Genomic DNA, 18,369 nt, shown 5'->3' with positions numbered 1-18,369 from the left:
GGTTTCATGCACGTCGCCTAGCCTGTGCAGCCTGGGGGGGACGTGATGGCACTGACCAAGACCGAAAAGGGCCGCGCCTTGCTGCAACAACACTCGGCCACGCTGAGCTTGGCTGAGCGACGGGCACTGATCCTGTGCGACGGCAAACGCAATCGCGATGACGTCGTGGCATTGCTGGGCCCCGCAGCGTTGACGGCACTGAAGCGCTTGGTAGACGAGGGCTACCTGTCCGCGGCGGGAGTCACTCCTCCGCGCCTGGTGTCGGTTGGAGGCACGTCGATTGCGCCGAAGACAGGGAACCCGGCAGTCCCGGCGCCCATGCCCGCGCGCACGACGTCGCGGCGCTCGCTGGCGGCCAGCAAGATGTACCTGATCGACATGCTGCAGCTGCAGCGCGATCCCGAATCGGTTTCGTTGCGCGCGCAGATCCACACCAGCCCCAGCGAGGACGAGCTGGTCTATCGCATGATGCTGGGCCTGCGCCACGTGCAGGCCGTCGCGACTGCGAGCTATGCGCGCCGCATCGGCGACCGCCTCGCCGAAATCCTGCCGGAGCAGTACCTGGTACGACTCGATCAGACACGCTCGGCCTGGATCGAGTCGATGTCCGCGGTGGCGTAGCCGCTCCACTCTGTAGAGCGGAGCTTGCTCCGCTGCTTTCTGCCGTCACCAAGAGCAGCCGAGCAAGCTCGGCTCTACAAAAGAACGTGCCGCGACTCAGGGTGCGACGAAGTTCTTCTTCAGTCCCGCCCAGCACGCCTGGTAATCGCGCTGGCGATGCGCGGCTTCGGCAGCCTGGTGCGTCGGGCGGATCACCGCGCGGGTCTCGAACATGAAAGCCATGGTGTCCTTGATGACATCCGGCTTCGACAAGTCCGCCGCGCTCGCCTTCTCGAATGTCGCCGCATCGGGACCGTGTCCCGTCATCGAGTTGTGCAGCGAGCAACCACCCGGCGCGAAGCCCTCGGCCTTGGCGTCGTACACGCCCGTGATCAAGCCCATGAACTCGCTGGCGATGTTGCGGTGGAACCACGGCGGCCGGAACGTGTCCTGCGCCACCAGCCAGCGCGGCGGGAAGATCACGAAGTCCATGTTGCTGGTGCCCGGAGTGTCGCTGGGCGAATGCAGCACGAGGAAGATCGACGGATCCGGGTGGTCGTAACTGATCGAACCGATCGTGTTGAAGCGGCGCAAATCGTACTTGTACGGCGCGTAGTTGCCATGCCAGCCGACCACGTCGAGCGGCGAATGATTGATCGGCGCGCGCCACAGGTGGCCCTGGAACTTGGCGATCAGTTCGAATTCACCTTCAGCCTCCTCATACGCGGCATTCGGCGTGAGGAAGTCGCGCGGGTTGGCCAGACCGTTGGAACCGATCGGTCCCAGGTCCGGCAGCTGCAACATCGCGCCGAAGTTCTCGCACACGTAACCGCGCGCCTGCCCATCCGGCAGTTCGACACGGAAACGCACGCCACGCGGAATCACCGCGATTTCCTGCGGTTCGATGTCGAGGACACCGAACTCGGTCGCGATATGCAGGCGACCTTGCTGCGGCACGATCAGCAATTCGCCATCGGCGTCGTAGAAGAACCGGCCCTGCATCGACTTGTTGGCCGCGTACAGGTGGATGCCGACGCCGTGCTGCGCAGCCGGCGAGCCATTGCCGGCCATGGTGAACAGACCGTCGACGAAATCCACCGGCGCCTGCGGCATCGGCAGCGGGCTCCAGCGCAGCTGGTCCGGCGTGATCGGGCCGGTGCCGAAGTCGTTGTGGAAATGCGAATGCAGAAACGGAACGAAGCTGCCGTGCATCGCCGCAGGACGAATCCGGTACAGCCAGCTGCGACGGTTGTGCGAGCGCGGTGCGGTGAATGCCGTGCCGCTCAGCTGTTCCGCATAGAGGCCATGCGCCACGCGCTGCGGTGAATTGCGCCCTGCGGGCAGCGTGCCGGCGACCGCCTCGGTCGCAAACTCATTGCCGAATCCGGATTGATAACCGTTGCTTGCAATTGGCATGTGCCTTTGCCTTGCTTAAAGCCCCTCTCCCACCGGGAGAGGGGTTGGGGTGAGGGTTCGGTGCGCGACGGTGTTCCAGATCGCATCCACCACACTTTCGATGTTCAACAGGACGTCGTTGTCCCAAAACCGCATGACTTCGAAGCCCTGTCCCTGCAGGTATTCCGTGCGAGCGCGATCCACGCTCTCATTGTGTTGCGACCCGTCCAGCTCAATCACCGGCTTCGCAGCATCACAGTAGAAATCCGCGATGTAGGGCGGGATCGAATGCTGGCGACGGAACTTCAAGCCATCCATCTGTCCCGCACGCAGGCAATTCCAAAGCTTGCGCTCGGCGTCGGTCATTTCCTTGCGCAGGCTGCGGGACCGATCGAGGCTTCGACTGGGTAATGGTGGCTTGCGCATCCTTGTGCTCCGAACCCTCTCCCCAACCCCTCTCACCTTTGGACACCCTGCGGGCGCCGAGGGGAGAGGGGCTTGAAGCAGAGCTTAAAGCACGCCGCGGCGCATCTGGTCGCGCTCGATGCTCTCGAACAGCGCCTGGAAATTGCCTTCGCCGAAGCCTTCGTTGCCCTTGCGCTGGATGATCTCGAAGAAGATCGGGCCGATCGCGTTCTGGGTGAAGATCTGCAGCAGCTTGCGCTCCTTGGTCTCGGCGTCCGCGTCGATCAGGATCTTGTTCTTCGCCAGGCGCGCGACGTCCTCGCCGTGGTTCGGCACGCGCTGGTCGATCACGTCGAAATAGGTGTCGGGCGTATCGAGGAACTCCACACCCTGCGCGCGCATCGCTTCCACCGTCTCGTAGATGTTGTCGGTGAAGCAGGCGATGTGCTGGATGCCCTCGCCCTTGTAGGCATCGAGGTATTCGTTGATCTGCGACTTCGGATCGGACGATTCGTTGAGCGGAATGCGCACGACGCCGTCCGGCGCGGTCATCGCCTTGGAGACCAGGCCAGTCTTGGCGCCCTTGATGTCGAAGTAGCGGATCTCGCGGAAGTTGAACAACCGCTCGTAGTAGTCCGACCACTTCTGCATGTTGCCGAAGAAGAGGTTGTGGGTGAGGTGGTCGATGAAGGTCAGACCGAAGCCGACCGGATTCTGCGCGACGCCCGGGATCGGCAGGTAATCCTCGTACATGCTGCCGTTGTCGCCGTAGCGGTCGACCAGATAGAGCATGCAGTCGCCGATACCCTTCACCACCGGCGCATCCACCGCCTTGGTCTCGGCCAGCTCGCCGACCGCTTCGCCGCCATTGTTGACGACGGTGTCGAACACCACGCTCGCCGGCTTCTGGAAACGGATCGCGAAGCCGCAGGCGCTAGGACCGTGCTTGCGCGCGAACTCGGCGGCGAAGCTGTTCGGGTCTTCGTTGACCAGGAAGTTGACCCCGCCCTGACGGTACACCGTGATCGGGCGCGACTTGTGGCGCAGCACCGCGGTGAAACCCATATTGCGGAAGTAGTGGTGCAGCATCTCGCCCTGTCCTGCGGGCGCGGCGAATTCGACGAATTCGAAGCCGTTGATGCCGAGCGGATTCTCGAACGTGGTGACCTGCATGCCGAGGTTGGGCTGGGCGCTCATGACGGGGACTCCTGATAACGTGGGGCGCTACTTGGCCCGCGGCTGCGGGCATCGCCAGGGACACTATAGTTTCATATGAAACCAACAACAAGCCACGATAGCAAAGCCGCACCCGGTCCGGGCGACCTTTCGTCCGCACCCCTGAAGGAACACGCCCATTGGGAGCTGGACCGCTTCCTGCCGTACCGGCTGAGCATCCTGTCCAACCGCGTCAGCCAGACCATCGCCGGAGCGTATGCACGCCGTTTCGGCCTGAGCGTCACCGAATGGCGGGTGATCGCCGTGCTGGGCCGCTATCCGGGCCTGTCGGCCAATGGCGTCGCCGCACGCACGGCGATGGACAAGGTCGCGGTGAGCCGCGCCGTGGCGCGCCTGCTGGAGCGCGGCCTACTCGCGCGTGATACCCACGATGACGACCGCCGCCGCTCCGTGCTGGAACTGAGCAACGATGGCTACGGCATCTACGACGAAGTCGTGCCGCTGGCGCTGGAATACGAACGCCGCCTGCTCACGCACCTGGACGCCGACGAACGCGCCCAGCTCGAACGGCTGATGCAGAAACTCCAGGAGGGCGTGGCGCAGATGGATGTCGAACCGGACATGCCCTTGCCGCGCGACTGACGGCATCGCCCGGAAACGAAAACGGCGGCCCTGGGGCCGCCGTTTTCATGTCGCTGCTGACGTGGGCGTTACTTCACGCCGTGCATCAGGCGCTGGATCAGCGGTGCGATCAGGAACAGCAGGACGCCCGAACCGGCCAGCAGATAGAAACCGGTGGTGTAGGCGGTCAGCGCCGATGCAGTGGTCAGGCCGCCTTCGCCGCTGGCCTCGCCGGCGAAGATGCCGGCCAGGTTGTTGCCGATCGCGATCGACAGGAACCAGCAGCCCATCGACAGGCCGGCCAGGCGACCCGGCGCGAGCTTGGTGGTCATCGACAGACCGATCGGCGATAGGCACAGCTCGCCCACCGACTGGATCACGTAGACCATGGTGAGCGTCCAGAACGGGATCTTCAGCGTCTGCGGATCGACGAGCTTGGTCAGCGCGAACATCAGCAGCAGGAACGCGAGGCCGTTGAAGACCAGGCCGAGACCGAACTTGCGCGGGATCGACGGATTCATCTTGCCCATCCGCACCCACATCCACGCCATGACCGGCGCGATGGTGATGATCGCCACCGAGTTCACCGACTGGAACCACGCGGTGGGGAATTCCCAACCGCTGAGGTCGCGATTGACGATCTTCTCGGCGAGGAAGTTGAACGAACTGCCGGCCTGCTCGAAGAAGCACCAGAACAGCACGTTGAACGCGAAGATCAGCAGCATCGCGATGACCTTGTCGCGGGCGACGTGGCCTTCGCGGATGCCCTCGATCAGCAGCAGCACCGCCGGCACGATGAACAGCGTCATCAGGATGGCTTGAAGCACCTGCGCCTTGATCGTGAGCAGGAAGTAGAACATCGGCACGCCCACGGCGAGACCCACGAGCGCCACCGCAGCCAGGCGGCCCATGCTGCCAGTCTGCGCATCGGCGGCGCCGATGCCCTTGAGCTGGCCGCGACCGAACCAGAACCACACCAGGCTCAGCAGCATGCCCACGCCCGCAGCGATGAACACCATCTTGTAGGCCGGCATCGCGTCGGTGCCGAAGATCTTCTGCGCCAGCAACTGGGTGATGACCGGCGAGACCATCGCGCCCAGGTTGATGCCCATGTAGAAGATGGTGAAGCCCGAATCGCGGCGCTCATCGCCCTGCGCGTAGACCTTGCCGACCAGGGTCGAGATGATCGGCTTGAACATGCCGTTGCCGACGATGATCGTGGCCAAGCCGAGCTTGAAGATCTGCTCGCTCGGAATGGCGATCATGAACAGACCGGCGGCCATGATCACGGCACCGAGCAGGATCGAACGCTGATAGCCGATCAGCTTGTCGGCGATATAGCCGCCGAAGATCGCACCCGCGTAAACCAGCGCGAGGTAGGCGCCGTACAGCTCGCTCGCCGGCTTCTCGCCGCTGGCGTCGCCGTTATGGAACTGAGCCACGATGTACAGCACCATCGCCCAGCGGATGCCGTAGAACGCGAAGCGCTCCCAGAACTCGGACATGAAGAGCATCCACAGCGGACGCGGATGACCCATCACCTGCTTGAATTCCGGGATTGAAGCGCCCGGCGTTGTCGTATTTGCGGCACCGCTCATGCGGTTTTCCCCCGTCGTTTTATTCAGGAAACACAGCCGCGCCATGCGCGGGACGGGCGAGGATCACCGACGGCCCTAGCGCGCGTCAAACCCGATTTCTGGTTGTTGCATTGCAGCAGACATTTGTTCAGCCACGCATTCGCCGCAGTACTGCCGGGATCTACCAATACCGCGCTCCCGGTCTAATTGCCTGCTGCGCAAGGGAATTCGGCGCGGGGCGTGCCCTCCGCATCAGGCCATTACTTGCGCCAGCAGACGCGGAAAATCCGGATGCGCCGTGGCCAGCCGCTCCTGCGCTTCCGTCAGCGTACACCAGCGGATTTCCGCATGTTCCTCCGGCTGACGATTGTCGGCCTCGCCGTGCCAGGCGGTCACCACGTACAGCTGCAGCCGCCAAGGTTCGGGGCATTCGCCGCCAATCGCAGCCAGAGGACGCGGCTCGATCGGCACAATGCCCAGCTCCTCCGCCAGTTCGCGTTGCAGCGCAGCCAGCGAGGTCTCGCCCGCTTCGATATGGCCGCCGAACACATCCCAGGCATCGGCCAGCCAATCGCGGTCGCTGGCGCGGTGTCCCAGCAGTACGCGGCCGTTTCGGACCAGCAGCGCCCCCACGCAGTCGTGGATCGTGCCGGTCATGTGTCGGCGTCAGCCGGCCGGCGATTCCGGCGCGCCGTAACTGACGCCGGGGCCGATCGCGGTGCGCACTTCGAAAAGTTCAGGGAAGAACGTCAGTTCCAGCGCCTGCTTGAGGAAGCCCACGCCGGACGAGCCCCCGGTACCGCGCTTGAAGCCGATGATGCGCAGCACCGTGCGCATGTGGCGGAAGCGCCACAGCTGGAACTGTGTTTCCAGGTCGACCAGGTCTTCGCACAGCGCGTATTCGCGCCAGTAGGTGTTCGTGTCTTCGTAGATCTTCTCGAACACCTGCACCAATCCGGCATCGGACACGTGCGGCTTCGACCAGTCGCGTTCGCGCTGCGCGGCCGGCACGTCGTGACCCCAGCGCGCGAGATAGATCAGGAATTCGTCGTACAGGCTCGGCGATTCCAGTGCGCCCTTCAGTGCGGCGTGGCCGTCTTGGTCGTGCGCGAACACCTTGAGCATCTGCGCGTTCTTGTTGCCGAGCAGGAATTCGATGGTGCGGTATTGCAGCGACTGGAAGCCCGACGAGGGGCCAAGCACGTCGCGGAACTCCATGTATTCGGACGGGGTCAGCGTCTCCAGCACCGACCACATCCCGGTCAGCTGATCGAGCACGCGCTTGCAGCGCGCCAGCACCTTGCGGCACTGCCACACCTGGTCGTCGCGCAGGTACGCGATCGCGGCGCCCAGCTCGTGGATCATCAGTTTCATCCACAGCTCAGAGACCTGGTGCTGCACGATGAAGAGCATCTCGTCGTGGTGCGGCGGATTCGACAACGGGCTCTGCGCCGACAGTAGGCGATCCAGGCGCAGGTAGCCGCCGTAGCTGATCCGGCCGGAAAGATCGGTGTGGATGCCGGATTCGAGATCGCGCTGGTTCTTGTCGACGGTCATGGCGGTGGAGCGTATGCGGGGCGCAAAGGGTACCGCATCGCCCCATCCCGACCGGGAGGTCGGGCCCACCCGCGTCACACCAGGGAAATGCGCTCATGGATAATGGTTATATCTTTGCCCCCGTCAGGGGCAAACCACGCGCCGATCTGGGGCCGGACCCGGCGCATCCACGAGGGGAAAGCAGCATGAAACCAGTTGCACGCGGCGTGTCCGCAGTGCTGACGATGGCGCTTGCGGGCGTCGCGCACGCAGACTGCATCAGCATCACCAGCACGGTCTATTCACAGGACTTCAATTCGCTCGCGAACAGCGGCACATCGGCGGCTCTGCCGGCCGGCTGGGCCATCCGCGAGACCGGCACGAACGCCAACGGCCAGTACGCTGCCGGCACTGGCAGCAGCACTGCCGGCGATACCTATAGCTTCGGCGCCGCCGCCAGCAGCGAACGCGCGTTGGGCGCATTGCGCAGCGGCAGCCTGGTACCGAGTTGGGGCGCCTGCTTCACCAACAACACCGGCGCTGCGGTCAGCGCGCTGGACCTTGCCTACACCGGCGAGGAATGGCGCTTCGGCGTCAGCAGCCGCACCGCCGCGGACCGCATCGACTTCCAGTACAGCCTCAACGCGACCAGCCTCGCCGACGGCAGCTGGACCGACATCGACGCGCTCGACTTCGCCACGCCGGGCCTGGGCGGCACAGTAGGCAACCGCGACGGCAACGCCGCAGGCAATCGCACTGCCTTGGCGACCACGCTCGACGGATTCTCGCTGCCGGCAGGCGCGACGATCTGGATCCGCTGGACCGACTTCGACATCAGCAGCTCCGACGATGGCCTGGGCATCGACGATTTCTCGCTGGCCGTGCACGGCCCGGTGGGTGGACCGCCGTCGCTGGAAGTAAGCGATACCAGCGCCGATGAAGGCGATGCCGGCGCCACGCCGCTGTTCTTCACCTTCACCCTGGACAAGTCGGCTGGCGCCAGCGGCGTGGTGATCGAATACACGACCCACGACGGCACCGCCGCTGCGGGCAGCGATTACACCGCGACGACGTCGACGGTCACGATCCCGGCCGGCGAGACCTCGGTAACGGTTTCCATCGATGGCATCGGCGATACCACGCCGGAAGCCGACGAGACCTTCAGCCTCGACATCGTCAACGTCACCGGTGCGGTCGTCGCCGATGGCCAGGGCATCGCGACGCTGCGCAACGACGATTTCGTCGTCACCCCGATCCACGACATCCAGGGCGCGGGCGTCACCTCGCCGCTGGTGAGCCAGTTCGTCACCACCACCGGCATCGTGACCGGCCGCAAGGGCACCGGCTTCTTCCTGCAGGCCAGCGATGCGGACGCCGATACCGATCCGTCGACCTCGGAAGGCGTGTTCGTCTACACCGGCAGCACCCCGCCAGCCGCCGCAGCCGTGGGCAACCGCGTGCGTGTGCGTGGCACCGTGTTCGAATTCGTGCCGCCGTCCGATCCCGGCCAGCGTCCGCTGACCGAAATCGGTGGCAGCCCGACGGTCGCGCTGCTCTCGACCGGCAACGCCCTGCCCTCGCCCACGCCGATCACCGCCGAGATGAGCAAGCCCGATGGCGGCTACGACCAGCTCGAAGCGATGGAAGGCATGCGCGTCACCGCCGCCAGCCTGACCACCATCGCCCCGACCGAAGGCAACGCCACGCCGTTCAATGCGACCGGCAGCGTCAACGGCATCATCCAGGCCGTCGTGACCGGCGTGCCGCGTCCGTTCCGCGAAGCGGGCTTCGACGTGCGCGATGCGATCCCCGGTGGCGCCGGCGCGCAGCCGATCCCGCGCTGGGACGGCAATCCGGAAATCCTGACCATCGACAGCGACACGCTCGGCGGATCGAGCTACCTGCTCAACCTGCCCGCCGGCAGCGTGATCGAAGGCCTGACCGGTCCGCTCGATTACGGCTTCCGTCGCTACACGCTGCATCGCGATCCGGCCGTAGCCATCAACGTGATTCCTGGCCCGGGCCCGCGTGCCGCACGCATGCCGGCGGGCAACGAATTCACCGTCGCTTCGTACAACCTCGAACGCTTCTTCGACAACATCAACGATCCCAACGTCGATGACAGCGTCGCTACCGCCGCGGCTTACCAGAAGCGCCTGCAGAAGGCCTCGCTGGGCATCCGCGACTACCTGCACACGCCGGACGTGCTGGTCGCGATCGAGATCGAGAAGCTCGACGTGCTGCAGGCCATCGCGGCCCGCATCAACAGCGATGCCGTCGCCGCCGGCCAGCCCGATCCGCAGTACGTCGCCTACCTGATGGAAGGCAACGACGTGGGCGGCATCGACACCGGTGTGCTGGTGAAGACCGCCACGGTCGGCAATGACGTCCCGCGCGTGGAAGTCGTGTCGGTCACGCAGGTCGGCAAGGACGAGACCTGGGTGCAGCCGGACGGCAGCAACGGCATCCTCAACGACCGCCCGCCGCTGGCGCTCGATGCGATCGTGCATTACGCCGACGGTCGTGCATTCCCGATCACCGTGATCGGCGTGCACCAGCGTTCGCTGCGTGGTGCCGAGGAAGACACCGCCGACGCCAACCGCATCCGCGTGAAGCGTCAGCGCCAGGCCGAATTCCTCGCCAACTACATCCAGCAGCGCCAGAGCGCCTCGCCGGAAACCCGCATCGTCACGCTGGGCGACTTCAACGCGTTCGCGTTCAACGACGGCCTCACCGATGCCATGAACGTGGTCAGCGGCACGCCGACGGCGGACGAGCAGACCGTGGTCCCGGGCGATGGCGCGGACCTGGTGAATCCTGACCTGGTCAACCTGGGCGAACTGGCTCCGCCGAGCGAGCGCTATTCGTTCGTGTTCGACGGCAATGCGCAGACACTGGACCACGTGCTGGTGAACGAGGAACTGGTCGTCACCACGCGCACCAGCTCGATCGACCATGCGCGCATCAACGCCGACTTCACCGAGACCAACCGCAGCGACGTCACCACGCCGATCCGTACCGCCGATCACGACCCGGTGATCGCGTACTTCGATCCGCGTGCGGTCGCCGATCTCGCCATCAGCGCATCGGCCGACAGCGCCGCCGTGCCGGTCGACGGCACGATCGCCTTCACCGCAACCGTGCACAACAACGGTCCGGAAGCGGCCGAATCGGTGGGCGTCGGCTTCGCTCTCGATGCGGTGCTGCCGACCATGACCGTCACGGCTCCGGCCGGCTGGAATTGCGATGGAGCACAGGTCGACAGCGGCCGTACGTCGGTTGCGTGTCATGCCACCACCGTGGCCAAGGACGCCGACGCGGCGTTCGCGATCACCGCAGCAGCCACGCCGGATACGGCGCACGCGACGGTGTCGCTGGCGGCCGCGGTCGACACGCTGTCGCTGGACCGCGTGCCGGGCAACGACCAGGCCTCCGCGTCGCTGGACGTGGTCGCCCGCACCGACCTGTCCGTGCGCATCGCCGGCCCCGAGAAGAAGCTGCACACCGCCGACCTGGCTGCGTTCACCATCGACCTGCGCAATGCCGGCCCGTACACGGCCCAGCACGCCACGATGACGCTGCGCGGCGACGCGCCGGCGGGCAACGTGGCGATCGCCGCGCCGGCGGGCTGGACCTGCAATGTGGTGGCTGTCGATGCCGGTAACTTCGAGGCGGACTGCGCTGCGGCTTCGCTTCTGGCGGTCAATGCCAACCAGCACTTCGACCTGCAGGTCAAGGTGCCGTGGCGTCCCAACGCGACGCAGTACCTGACGCTGACGGCCGCCGCGGGTTCGGATTCGATCGAAACCGCTCCGGCGGACAACACCTCGATCTACCGCAACCGCATCGTCGGCATCGGCGGACGCTGAGCGGGCACCCGCTCAAAATCGTCGTAAAGGCAAGTGCAGAAAGCGCGGCTCCGGCCGCGCTTTTTGTTTGTGCGTGCGCCCCCGTCTTGCCGCATTGCGCAACAAGGCATTTACACGGGGCGGGTATGATCGGGCGGCTAACCAGATTGAGCCGGTCAGGAACCCACGCATGTCGATCGCCGCAACCTACGAAATCGAATACCTGCAATACCTCGGCCCCGACGGCAAGCTCGTCGGCGAACTTCCGCCGGCCTTCGGCGACGTCAAAGCACTGCTGCCGCTGTTCAAGCAGATGCTGTTCGTGCGCGTGTTCGACACCAAGGCGATCGCCCTGCAGCGCACCGGCAAGCTCGGCACCTACGCCGCGTGCCTGGGTCATGAGGCGACCCACGTCGGCATCGGCGCATCGACGCGGCCGGAAGACGTGTTCGCACCCAGCTATCGCGAATACGGCGCGCAGTTCATGCGCGGCGTGAAGCCGCGCGAAGTGCTGCTGTACTGGGGCGGCGACGAACGCGGCAACGATTTCTCCGGCCCGAAGCACGACTATCCGTGGTGCGTGCCGATTTCCACACAGTGCCTGATGGCCGCCGGCGCGGCGCTGTCGTTCAAGCTGCGCAAGCAGGACCGCATCGCCGTGGCGTGCTGCGGCGATGGCGGTTCGTCCAAGACCGACTTCTACGCCGCGTTGAATTCCGCCGGCGCCTACAGCTCGCCGCTGGTGCTGTGCGTGATCAACAACGGCTGGGCGATCTCGGTGCCGCGCTCGGCTCAGACCGGTGCGCAGACGCTGGCGCAGAAGGGCCTGGCCGGTGGCCTGTACTGCCTGCAGGTCGATGGCAACGATCTGTTCGCGGTGATGGAAGGCATGCGTCGCGCCACCGAGCGCGCCCGCAAGGGCGAAGGCGGCACCGTCATCGAATTCATGACCTACCGCCTGCACGACCACACCACCGCCGACGATGCGCGCCGTTACCGCAACGACGACGAAGTGAAGGCCGCCTGGACGCGCGATCCGGTGACGCGCCTGCGCACCTTCCTCACCGCGCAGGGTCTGTGGAGCGAAGCCGAAGAGAAGGCCTGGGCCGAGGATTGCGGCAAGCGCGTCGACGAAGAGATCAACGCCTACCTCAACACACCGGTGCAGCCGGTCGAAGCGATGTTCGATTACCTCTACGCCGACATGCCGCCGGACGTCGCTGCGCACCGCGCCGCCGCGCTCGCGCTGGAGGGCCGCTCGTGAACAAGGCCGACACCATGCCCCAGATCGATACCAGTTCCGCCACCACCACGCCCATCACGCTGATCGAAGCGATCACGCAGGCACTCGCCTGGGAGATGCGCCATGACGACGCCGTCGTCGTGCTCGGCGAGGACGTCGGCGTCAACGGCGGCGTGTTCCGTGCCACCGCCGGCCTCCAGCAGACGTTCGGTTCGGAACGCGTGCTCGACACCCCGCTCGACGAAACCACCATCGCCGGCCTGACCGTGGGCATGGCGTCGCAGGGCATGAAGCCCGTGGCCGAAGCGCAGTTCGATGGATTTATGTATCCGATGGTCGACTTCATCGTCTGCCACGCCGCGCGCATGCGTTACCGCACGCGCGGTCGGCTGCACTGCCCGATGGTGCTGCGCGTGCCGTGGGGTGGCGGCATCCGTGCGCCGGAACACCACAGCGAAGCCAACGAAGCCATCTTCACCAACGTGCCCGGGCTGCGCGTAGTCATGCCGTCCTCGCCCGCACGCGCCTACGGCATGCTGCTGGCGGCGATCCGCGATCCGGATCCGGTGATCTTCTTCGAACCCAAGCGCATCTATCGCCAGTACAAGGAGCTCGTGCCCGACGACGGCGAAGCCCTGCCGCTGGACGTGTGCTACGTGCTACGCGACGGCACCGACGTGACCCTGGTGACCTGGGGCGCGCAGGTGAAGGAAACGCTTGAGGCCGCCGAGAAGCTCGCAGCCGAAGGCATCAGCGCCGAAGTCATCGACGTCGCCACGCTGCGTCCGCTCGACTTTGCCACCATCGCCGAGTCGGTCAGCCGCACCGGTCGCTGCGTGATCGTGCACGAAGCGCCGAAGACTGCCGGCTTTGGTGCGGAGATCGCCGCGCGCCTGGCCGAGGAATCGATGTACGACCTGCTGGCACCGGTCGAGCGCGTCACCGGTTACGACACGCACATTCCGCTGTTCCGGCTGGAGATGAAGTACCTGCCGAGCGTAGATCGCATCGTGACCGCGGCGAAGCGTACGCTGGCTGCGGGCTGACCCACGCTCTTTGTAGAGCCGAGCTTGCTCGGCTGCTTTCGGCGACTCTCGTGAAGGGGTCGCTCGAAGATCGAGAGCAGCGGAGCAAGCTCCGCTCTACAAAGCAGAATCAAGCGGAGCCGAGCGGGCTCGGCTTTACAAAACCAAGACAACGGACATTGCAATGACGGCAACCAAGACGTTCCTGCTCCCCGATCTCGGCGAAGGCCTCCCGGACGCGACCATCGTCGAGTGGTACGTGAAGGTCGGCGACACTATCCGCCTCGACGACAACCTGGTGTCGATGGAAACCGCGAAGGCCGTGGTCGACGTGCCCTCGCCGGTGTCGGGCAAGGTGGTCAAGCTCGCCGGTGGCGCAGGCGATGTGATCATCACGGGCAAGATGCTGGCCGAGTTCGAGATCGATCCGAACCTGCCGCAGCGCGCGGAAGGCCAGGACACCGGCCACCATCATGGCGCCGGCAGCCATGCGCCTAGCAACGACGACAAGGTCATCGCCTCCGACGACGGCGGCACGATCAGCGCCGCCGGCACGCCTGCACCGAAAGGCGAAGCGCGCGAGGACAGCGGCACCGTGGTCGGCGCGATGCAGAGTTCCGACGCCGTGCGTAGCGAAGCCGCGGTCGCGGTCGGCGGCGTCAAGGCGATGCCGGCCGTGCGCGCGCAGGCGCGCAAGCTCGGCGTCGACATCGCCCGCGTGCGCGCGACCGGCGCCGATGGCGTGGTCACGATGGATGACGTGAAGCGTGCTGCCGCCGATGGCAGCGCGAAGATCGGCGCTGCTGCGCCTGCAGCCCGCGCCGCGGCTCCGGCGCCTGCCGCCGTTGCTGCTCCGGCCCCGGCCGCCCGCAGCACCCTGTCGCAGTCCGGCAAGCCGATGCGCACGCAGCCGCCAGGCGTTGCCGCCACCGGCCAGCCCGAACAGCTCAAGGGCGTGCGTCGCAACATGGCGCGCGTCATGGCCGATGCGCACAGCAAGGTCGTCCCGACCACGCTGGTCGACGACGCCGACCTGCATGCCTGGATCGGCAAGCAGGACATCACCGCGCGCCTGGTCCGCGCGATCGTCGTCGCATGCAAGACCGTGCCGGCGCTGAATGCCTGGTTCGACGGCGAGAACCTCACCCGCACCATGCATCCGCAGGTCGACGTGGGCATCGCCGTGGATACCGACGACGGCCTGTTCGTGCCCGCGCTGCGCAATGCCGACATGCTCGATGGCGCCGGCATCCGCACCGGGATCCAGCGCCTGCGCGCGCAGGTCGAGGACCGCTCGATTCCGCCCAGCGAACTCAGCGGCTACACGATCTCGCTGTCCAACTTCGGTATGTTCGCCGGCCGTTATGCGACGCCGGTAGTGGTACCGCCGTGCGTGGCCATCATCGGCGCGGGCAAGCTGTCGCACGATGTGGTCGCGGTCATCGGCGGCATCGAGGTGCATCGCCGCATGCCGATCTCGCTGACGTTCGATCATCGCGCCTGCACGGGCGGCGAAGCGGCGCGCTTCCTGAAGGCGCTGCTGGACGACATGGCATCGCCGAACTGACGTAGCGCGGGTCTCGACCCGCCGCTGCGGCATCGACAATTGACGAGCCGGCGGGTCGAGACCCGCCCTACGAGGATCCCATGGCCCACCGCAGCCGCCTCGCCGGTTTCATCATCGACTGCAATACCGGCGACCTAGATAGCGCCGCCGACTTCTGGAGCCAGGCGCTCGGCATGAGCATCGCCGACCGCAGCGCCGGCGACGAGACCGCGCAATACCAGCAATTCGGCGACACGCCAGGCGACCTGCACATCGAAGTGCAGAAGGTCGAGCATCCCTCGCGTGTGCATCTGGACATCGAAGCCGACGATGTCGATGCCGAAGCCGCGCGTCTGGAACGACTGGGCGCGAAGAAGATCGCCTTCATCAAACGCTGGTGGGTGATGGAAGCACCGACCGGCCACCGCTTCTGCGTGGTGAAGATGAAGCAACCCGAGCGTGGCGCAGCGCCGAACGAATGGGATTGATCGTCGCCCGGATCAGACCGGATTGATGCTCGTGAACAACGGCGTATCGTCGATTACCACGCGATCGCGGCCACCTGCCTTGGCGCGATACAGCGCCTGATCGGCGCGATCGAACGTCTGTTCCGGCCGATCGCGTCGCGGATCGCCGGCTGCAATGCCGATCGACACCGTGATTGGAAATGGCAGCGGCGCCCCCGCGACACGCTCGCGGATGCGATAAGCGACTTCCGACGCACCGTCCAGTGCCGTGCCCGGCAGGTACACCACGATCTCCTCGCCGCCGAACCGCACCGCGATGTCGCTCTTGCGGGTCGAAGCGAGCACCGCATCCGCGACTGCGCGGAGGGCCTGGTCGCCGGCGAGATGTCCGTGCACGTCGTTGACGAGCTTGAAGTGGTCGATGTCGAGCAGTAGCAGTGTGTAGTGCACGCGCTCCGAAGGATCGCGCTTGAGCGTTTCGCTCAGGATTTCCTCCATCGCCGCGCGATTGAGCAGGCCGGTCAATGGATCCCGGGTCGCGGTACGCTGCAGCTCCTCATTGCGGCGCTGCAATTCGGCGCGCGCCTGTTCGGCATGCTGCGCAGCGGCTTCGCGTGCCGTCAGCAACTTGCCTTGTTCGAACATCAAGCGTCGTAGCTCCAGCAAATGCTGTGTCTGCCGCGCCAACAGCTCGAGGGCCTTGATCTGTTCCGGGGTGAGATGTCGCGGCACCACATCGGCGACGCTCAGCGTGCCCAACGGATATCCGTCGGGACTGAGCAGCGGCACACCGGCGTAGAAGCGGGGCGGCTTGCCGTGCAGGCGCCGGCGCTTAGCCGCAGGAATGGGGTCGATGTCGAGGTCGTCGATCACCAGCGTGCGCCCAGGCTGATCGATGGCGTGATTGCACAGCGACAGTTCCCGGGCGACCTGCGACTGGTCGACGCCGATCTGCGCCTTGAACCAGACACGGTCCTGATCGATCAGCGAGATCGAAGCCGCCGTCACCCCGCACAGCGTTACGGCGAGAGTGACGATGTCGTCGAAAGCCTGTTCGGGCCCGGTGTCGACGATGGCATAGGCGTCCAACGCCGCCTGGCGTGCGGCTTCGGTGTCGACGGTCGGCGCGGGTACGCGACGGGACATGGCCCACGATCCCGCCGCGAACGGGGTGCAGTCAAGTGACGCGGCGGCTGCCGCAGTCCGCGGGCAGCCCGGCTATCAGGCAGGAAAGCCTGGCTTCACGCTTCCTCGGCCAGCTGCACCAGCGCATCCACCACATCGGCCAGTTCTGCGGCGTCGTGCAGGTGCCCGATCAGCTCATCGCCCAGATGAAGCGCATCGGCCTCCGCATGCCGCAGCAGGGCGCCGCCCTCCTTCTTCAGGCGTGCGATCAGCTGGCCCGCGTCCTTCGGCGAAGTGAAGCCAACGCTTTGGAGCAGGATCCGCTCACCATCGACGAACTTGAAGTAGAAGCGACCATCGGCCTCGCGGTACTGCTTGAATAGCGGCAGCGCCGCCTTTTCTTTCTTCTGCGTTGCCGCCGTTGCACTGCTCGACAGGTTGCGCAGCCCGACCGCTTCGCGCAGACGGGTCAGCAGCGGCGTCGCATGGGTCGCACGCAGTCGTGCCGCGCCATCGCGCAGGATCGCCTCGATCTCCGCCGGCTTCGCCATCAGGGCTTCGTAGCGTTCGCGCAGCGGAGCGACTTCGCTATCGATGCGCTCGAACAGCTTCTGCTTCGCGTCGCCCCAACCAATTCCATCGGCGTAGGCCTGACGCATCGCGGCGGTTTCCGCGGTACTGGCGAAGGCCTGGTACAGCTGGAACACGTTGGAGTTTTCGGTGTCCTTGGCCTCGCCCGGCGCACGCGAGTCGGTGACGATGCCCGCGATCAGCTTCTTCAGCTGCTCGCGCGGCGCGAACAAGGGAATGGTGTTGTCGTAGCTCTTGCTCATCTTGCGGCCGTCGAGACCGGGCAGCGTTGCCACGTGCTCTTCGATCGCCGCTTCCGGCAAGGTGAAGTGTTCGCCGTAGAGATGGTTGAAGCGCTGACCGAAATCGCGCGCCATCTCGATGTGCTGCACCTGGTCGCGACCGACCGGTACCTTGTGCGCGTTGAACAACAGGATGTCCGCGGCCATCAGCACCGGATACATGAACAGTCCGGCCGTGATCGCGGCATCGTCGTCGACGCCTTCCGCACGGTTCTTGTCCACCGACGCCTTGTAGGCGTGCGCGCGGTTGAGGATGCCCTTGCCGGCGACGCAGCTGAGGAACCAGGTGAGTTCGGGAATCTCGGGGATATCGCTCTGGCGATAGAACCACACCGACTTCGGGTCCAGGCCGCAGGCGAGCCAGGTCGCAGCGATCTCCAGCGTCGAACGTTGCACGCGGGCCGGATCGGTGACCTTGATCAGCGCGTGGTAGTCGGCGAGGAAGTAGTAGCTGTCCACGTTCGGATCGCGGCTAGCGGCGATGGCCGGGCGGACCGCGCCGACGTAGTTGCCAAGATGCGGCGTGCCGGAGGTGGTGATGCCGGTAAGGACACGGATGCGGGACATGCGGGGAACTGACCGAGGTTCAGGACGCGGTCGCGCAGTGTAGGGCCTGCTAACGCTACTGGGATAGGCCGCGCCGGGCGTGGGTGTGCGCGATGCAAGGAAGAGCGAGGGCGCGTATGTCGATACGCAACCGAGTGATGACGCCGCACCGCGCACACCCCACACCCGGCCCTTCGGGTTGCTCCTCAGAGGCCGCCATGCGGCGCTGCGCACCTTGACCTTGCAAGCAGCAAGGCGCATTCGGCGCGCAGCACCACCTGACGGCCTCTGAGGAGCAATGCGGCCTATCCCAGTAGCGTTAACAGGCCCTGACCGCTGGCTGAGCGGGACCGCCCGCGTCTGCGTTTCGCAACCCCGCTGGCGGTG

At 65.7% G+C, this 18,369-nt stretch carries 15 protein-coding genes; 7 read left to right on the top strand and 8 right to left on the bottom strand.

Going from position 1 to position 18,369, the window contains the following annotated elements; genetic code table 11:
- Positions 1 to 45: 45 nt before the first annotated feature.
- A complete protein-coding gene (locus ACYVGK_RS04295) occupies positions 46 to 621 on the top strand; it encodes a hypothetical protein (RefSeq protein WP_460731994.1) in 576 nt (191 codons plus the stop codon).
- 96 nt (positions 622 to 717) lie between these two features.
- Here the strand turns inward: ACYVGK_RS04295 and hmgA are convergent, their stop codons facing one another.
- The 3 genes from hmgA to hppD all read right to left on the bottom strand — a co-directional run bounded on the left by hmgA (position 718) and on the right by hppD (position 3,597).
- The gene (hmgA, locus tag ACYVGK_RS04290; RefSeq protein WP_460731993.1) at positions 718 to 2,016 is read right to left on the bottom strand and encodes a homogentisate 1,2-dioxygenase; all 1,299 of its coding nucleotides are present in this window, start codon (positions 2,014 to 2,016) and stop codon (positions 718 to 720) included.
- A 15-nt stretch (positions 2,017 to 2,031) separates the two neighbouring features.
- Positions 2,032 to 2,421, bottom strand: a complete 390-nt coding sequence (locus tag ACYVGK_RS04285; protein WP_460731992.1) for an endonuclease domain-containing protein — start codon at positions 2,419 to 2,421, stop codon at positions 2,032 to 2,034.
- 84 nt (positions 2,422 to 2,505) lie between these two features.
- On the bottom strand, positions 2,506 to 3,597 hold the full coding sequence (hppD, locus tag ACYVGK_RS04280; RefSeq protein ID WP_460731991.1) for a 4-hydroxyphenylpyruvate dioxygenase: 1,092 nt from the start codon (positions 3,595 to 3,597) through the stop codon (positions 2,506 to 2,508).
- A 75-nt stretch (positions 3,598 to 3,672) separates the two neighbouring features.
- Between hppD and ACYVGK_RS04275 the strand changes: the two genes are divergently transcribed.
- Positions 3,673 to 4,218, top strand: coding sequence for a MarR family winged helix-turn-helix transcriptional regulator (locus ACYVGK_RS04275; RefSeq protein WP_460731990.1), 546 nt, complete (start codon positions 3,673 to 3,675; stop codon positions 4,216 to 4,218).
- Between the two features lie 68 nt (positions 4,219 to 4,286).
- Here ACYVGK_RS04275 and ACYVGK_RS04270 read toward each other — a convergent pair whose 3' ends face one another.
- The 3 genes from ACYVGK_RS04270 to ACYVGK_RS04260 all read right to left on the bottom strand — a co-directional run bounded on the left by ACYVGK_RS04270 (position 4,287) and on the right by ACYVGK_RS04260 (position 7,331).
- Positions 4,287 to 5,795 (bottom strand): peptide MFS transporter, encoded by a 1,509-nt coding sequence (locus tag ACYVGK_RS04270; protein ID WP_460731989.1) that lies wholly within the window; start codon positions 5,793 to 5,795, stop codon positions 4,287 to 4,289.
- A 231-nt stretch (positions 5,796 to 6,026) separates the two neighbouring features.
- Positions 6,027 to 6,431, bottom strand: coding sequence for an NUDIX hydrolase (locus ACYVGK_RS04265; RefSeq protein WP_460731988.1), 405 nt, complete (start codon positions 6,429 to 6,431; stop codon positions 6,027 to 6,029).
- Between the two features lie 9 nt (positions 6,432 to 6,440).
- Entirely contained in the window at positions 6,441 to 7,331 is an 891-nt protein-coding gene (locus ACYVGK_RS04260; protein WP_460731987.1) for a tryptophan 2,3-dioxygenase, read from the bottom strand.
- A gap of 185 nt (positions 7,332 to 7,516) precedes the next feature.
- On the opposite strand from ACYVGK_RS04260, the gene ACYVGK_RS04255 reads away from it, so the two are divergent.
- From ACYVGK_RS04255 to ACYVGK_RS04235, 5 genes are all read left to right on the top strand, one after another.
- On the top strand, positions 7,517 to 11,179 hold the full coding sequence (locus ACYVGK_RS04255; RefSeq protein WP_460731986.1) for a Calx-beta domain-containing protein: 3,663 nt from the start codon (positions 7,517 to 7,519) through the stop codon (positions 11,177 to 11,179).
- Positions 11,180 to 11,348: 169 nt separating this feature from the next.
- Positions 11,349 to 12,422, top strand: coding sequence for a pyruvate dehydrogenase (acetyl-transferring) E1 component subunit alpha (gene pdhA, locus ACYVGK_RS04250; RefSeq protein ID WP_460731985.1), 1,074 nt, complete (start codon positions 11,349 to 11,351; stop codon positions 12,420 to 12,422).
- Positions 12,423 to 12,436: 14 nt separating this feature from the next.
- On the top strand, positions 12,437 to 13,447 hold the full coding sequence (locus tag ACYVGK_RS04245; protein ID WP_460732444.1) for an alpha-ketoacid dehydrogenase subunit beta: 1,011 nt from the start codon (positions 12,437 to 12,439) through the stop codon (positions 13,445 to 13,447).
- Positions 13,448 to 13,610: 163 nt separating this feature from the next.
- Positions 13,611 to 14,993, top strand: coding sequence for a dihydrolipoamide acetyltransferase family protein (locus tag ACYVGK_RS04240; RefSeq protein WP_460731984.1), 1,383 nt, complete (start codon positions 13,611 to 13,613; stop codon positions 14,991 to 14,993).
- A gap of 80 nt (positions 14,994 to 15,073) precedes the next feature.
- Positions 15,074 to 15,460: a VOC family protein gene (locus tag ACYVGK_RS04235; RefSeq protein ID WP_460731983.1), complete on the top strand. Its 387-nt coding sequence runs from the start codon at positions 15,074 to 15,076 to the stop codon at positions 15,458 to 15,460.
- 12 nt (positions 15,461 to 15,472) lie between these two features.
- Here ACYVGK_RS04235 and ACYVGK_RS04230 read toward each other — a convergent pair whose 3' ends face one another.
- Together ACYVGK_RS04230 and ACYVGK_RS04225 are read right to left on the bottom strand one after the other, a co-directional pair.
- Positions 15,473 to 16,585 (bottom strand): GGDEF domain-containing protein, encoded by a 1,113-nt coding sequence (locus tag ACYVGK_RS04230; protein ID WP_460731982.1) that lies wholly within the window; start codon positions 16,583 to 16,585, stop codon positions 15,473 to 15,475.
- A 95-nt stretch (positions 16,586 to 16,680) separates the two neighbouring features.
- Positions 16,681 to 18,243, bottom strand: a complete 1,563-nt coding sequence (locus ACYVGK_RS04225; RefSeq protein ID WP_460731981.1) for a tryptophan--tRNA ligase — start codon at positions 18,241 to 18,243, stop codon at positions 16,681 to 16,683.
- Positions 18,244 to 18,369: the final 126 nt, after the last annotated feature.

Source organism: Lysobacter tyrosinilyticus (assembly GCF_054779815.1).
Note: the sequence above shows the minus strand (reverse complement) of the source record. Positions and strands in the feature narration are given on the sequence as shown.

Bases quoted from the DNA above. Each gene is read 5' to 3' on its own strand.
- ACYVGK_RS04235 (WP_460731983.1), top strand. From the start codon at position 15,074: ATGGCCCACCGCAGCCGCCTCGCCGGTTTCATCATCGACTGCAATACC.
- ACYVGK_RS04275 (WP_460731990.1), top strand. From the start codon at position 3,673: ATGAAACCAACAACAAGCCACGATAGCAAAGCCGCACCCGGTCCGGGC.
- ACYVGK_RS04265 (WP_460731988.1), bottom strand. From the start codon at position 6,431: ATGACCGGCACGATCCACGACTGCGTGGGGGCGCTGCTGGTCCGAAAC.
- ACYVGK_RS04295 (WP_460731994.1), top strand. From the start codon at position 46: ATGGCACTGACCAAGACCGAAAAGGGCCGCGCCTTGCTGCAACAACAC.
- ACYVGK_RS04285 (WP_460731992.1), bottom strand. From the start codon at position 2,421: ATGCGCAAGCCACCATTACCCAGTCGAAGCCTCGATCGGTCCCGCAGC.
- pdhA (WP_460731985.1), top strand. From the start codon at position 11,349: ATGTCGATCGCCGCAACCTACGAAATCGAATACCTGCAATACCTCGGC.
- hppD (WP_460731991.1), bottom strand. From the start codon at position 3,597: ATGAGCGCCCAGCCCAACCTCGGCATGCAGGTCACCACGTTCGAGAAT.
- hmgA (WP_460731993.1), bottom strand. From the start codon at position 2,016: ATGCCAATTGCAAGCAACGGTTATCAATCCGGATTCGGCAATGAGTTT.
- ACYVGK_RS04230 (WP_460731982.1), bottom strand. From the start codon at position 16,585: ATGTCCCGTCGCGTACCCGCGCCGACCGTCGACACCGAAGCCGCACGC.
- ACYVGK_RS04270 (WP_460731989.1), bottom strand. From the start codon at position 5,795: ATGAGCGGTGCCGCAAATACGACAACGCCGGGCGCTTCAATCCCGGAA.
- ACYVGK_RS04260 (WP_460731987.1), bottom strand. From the start codon at position 7,331: ATGACCGTCGACAAGAACCAGCGCGATCTCGAATCCGGCATCCACACC.
- ACYVGK_RS04255 (WP_460731986.1), top strand. From the start codon at position 7,517: ATGAAACCAGTTGCACGCGGCGTGTCCGCAGTGCTGACGATGGCGCTT.
- ACYVGK_RS04240 (WP_460731984.1), top strand. From the start codon at position 13,611: ATGACGGCAACCAAGACGTTCCTGCTCCCCGATCTCGGCGAAGGCCTC.
- ACYVGK_RS04245 (WP_460732444.1), top strand. From the start codon at position 12,437: ATGCCCCAGATCGATACCAGTTCCGCCACCACCACGCCCATCACGCTG.
- ACYVGK_RS04225 (WP_460731981.1), bottom strand. From the start codon at position 18,243: ATGCGCCTTGCTGCTTGCAAGGTCAAGGTGCGCAGCGCCGCATGGCGG.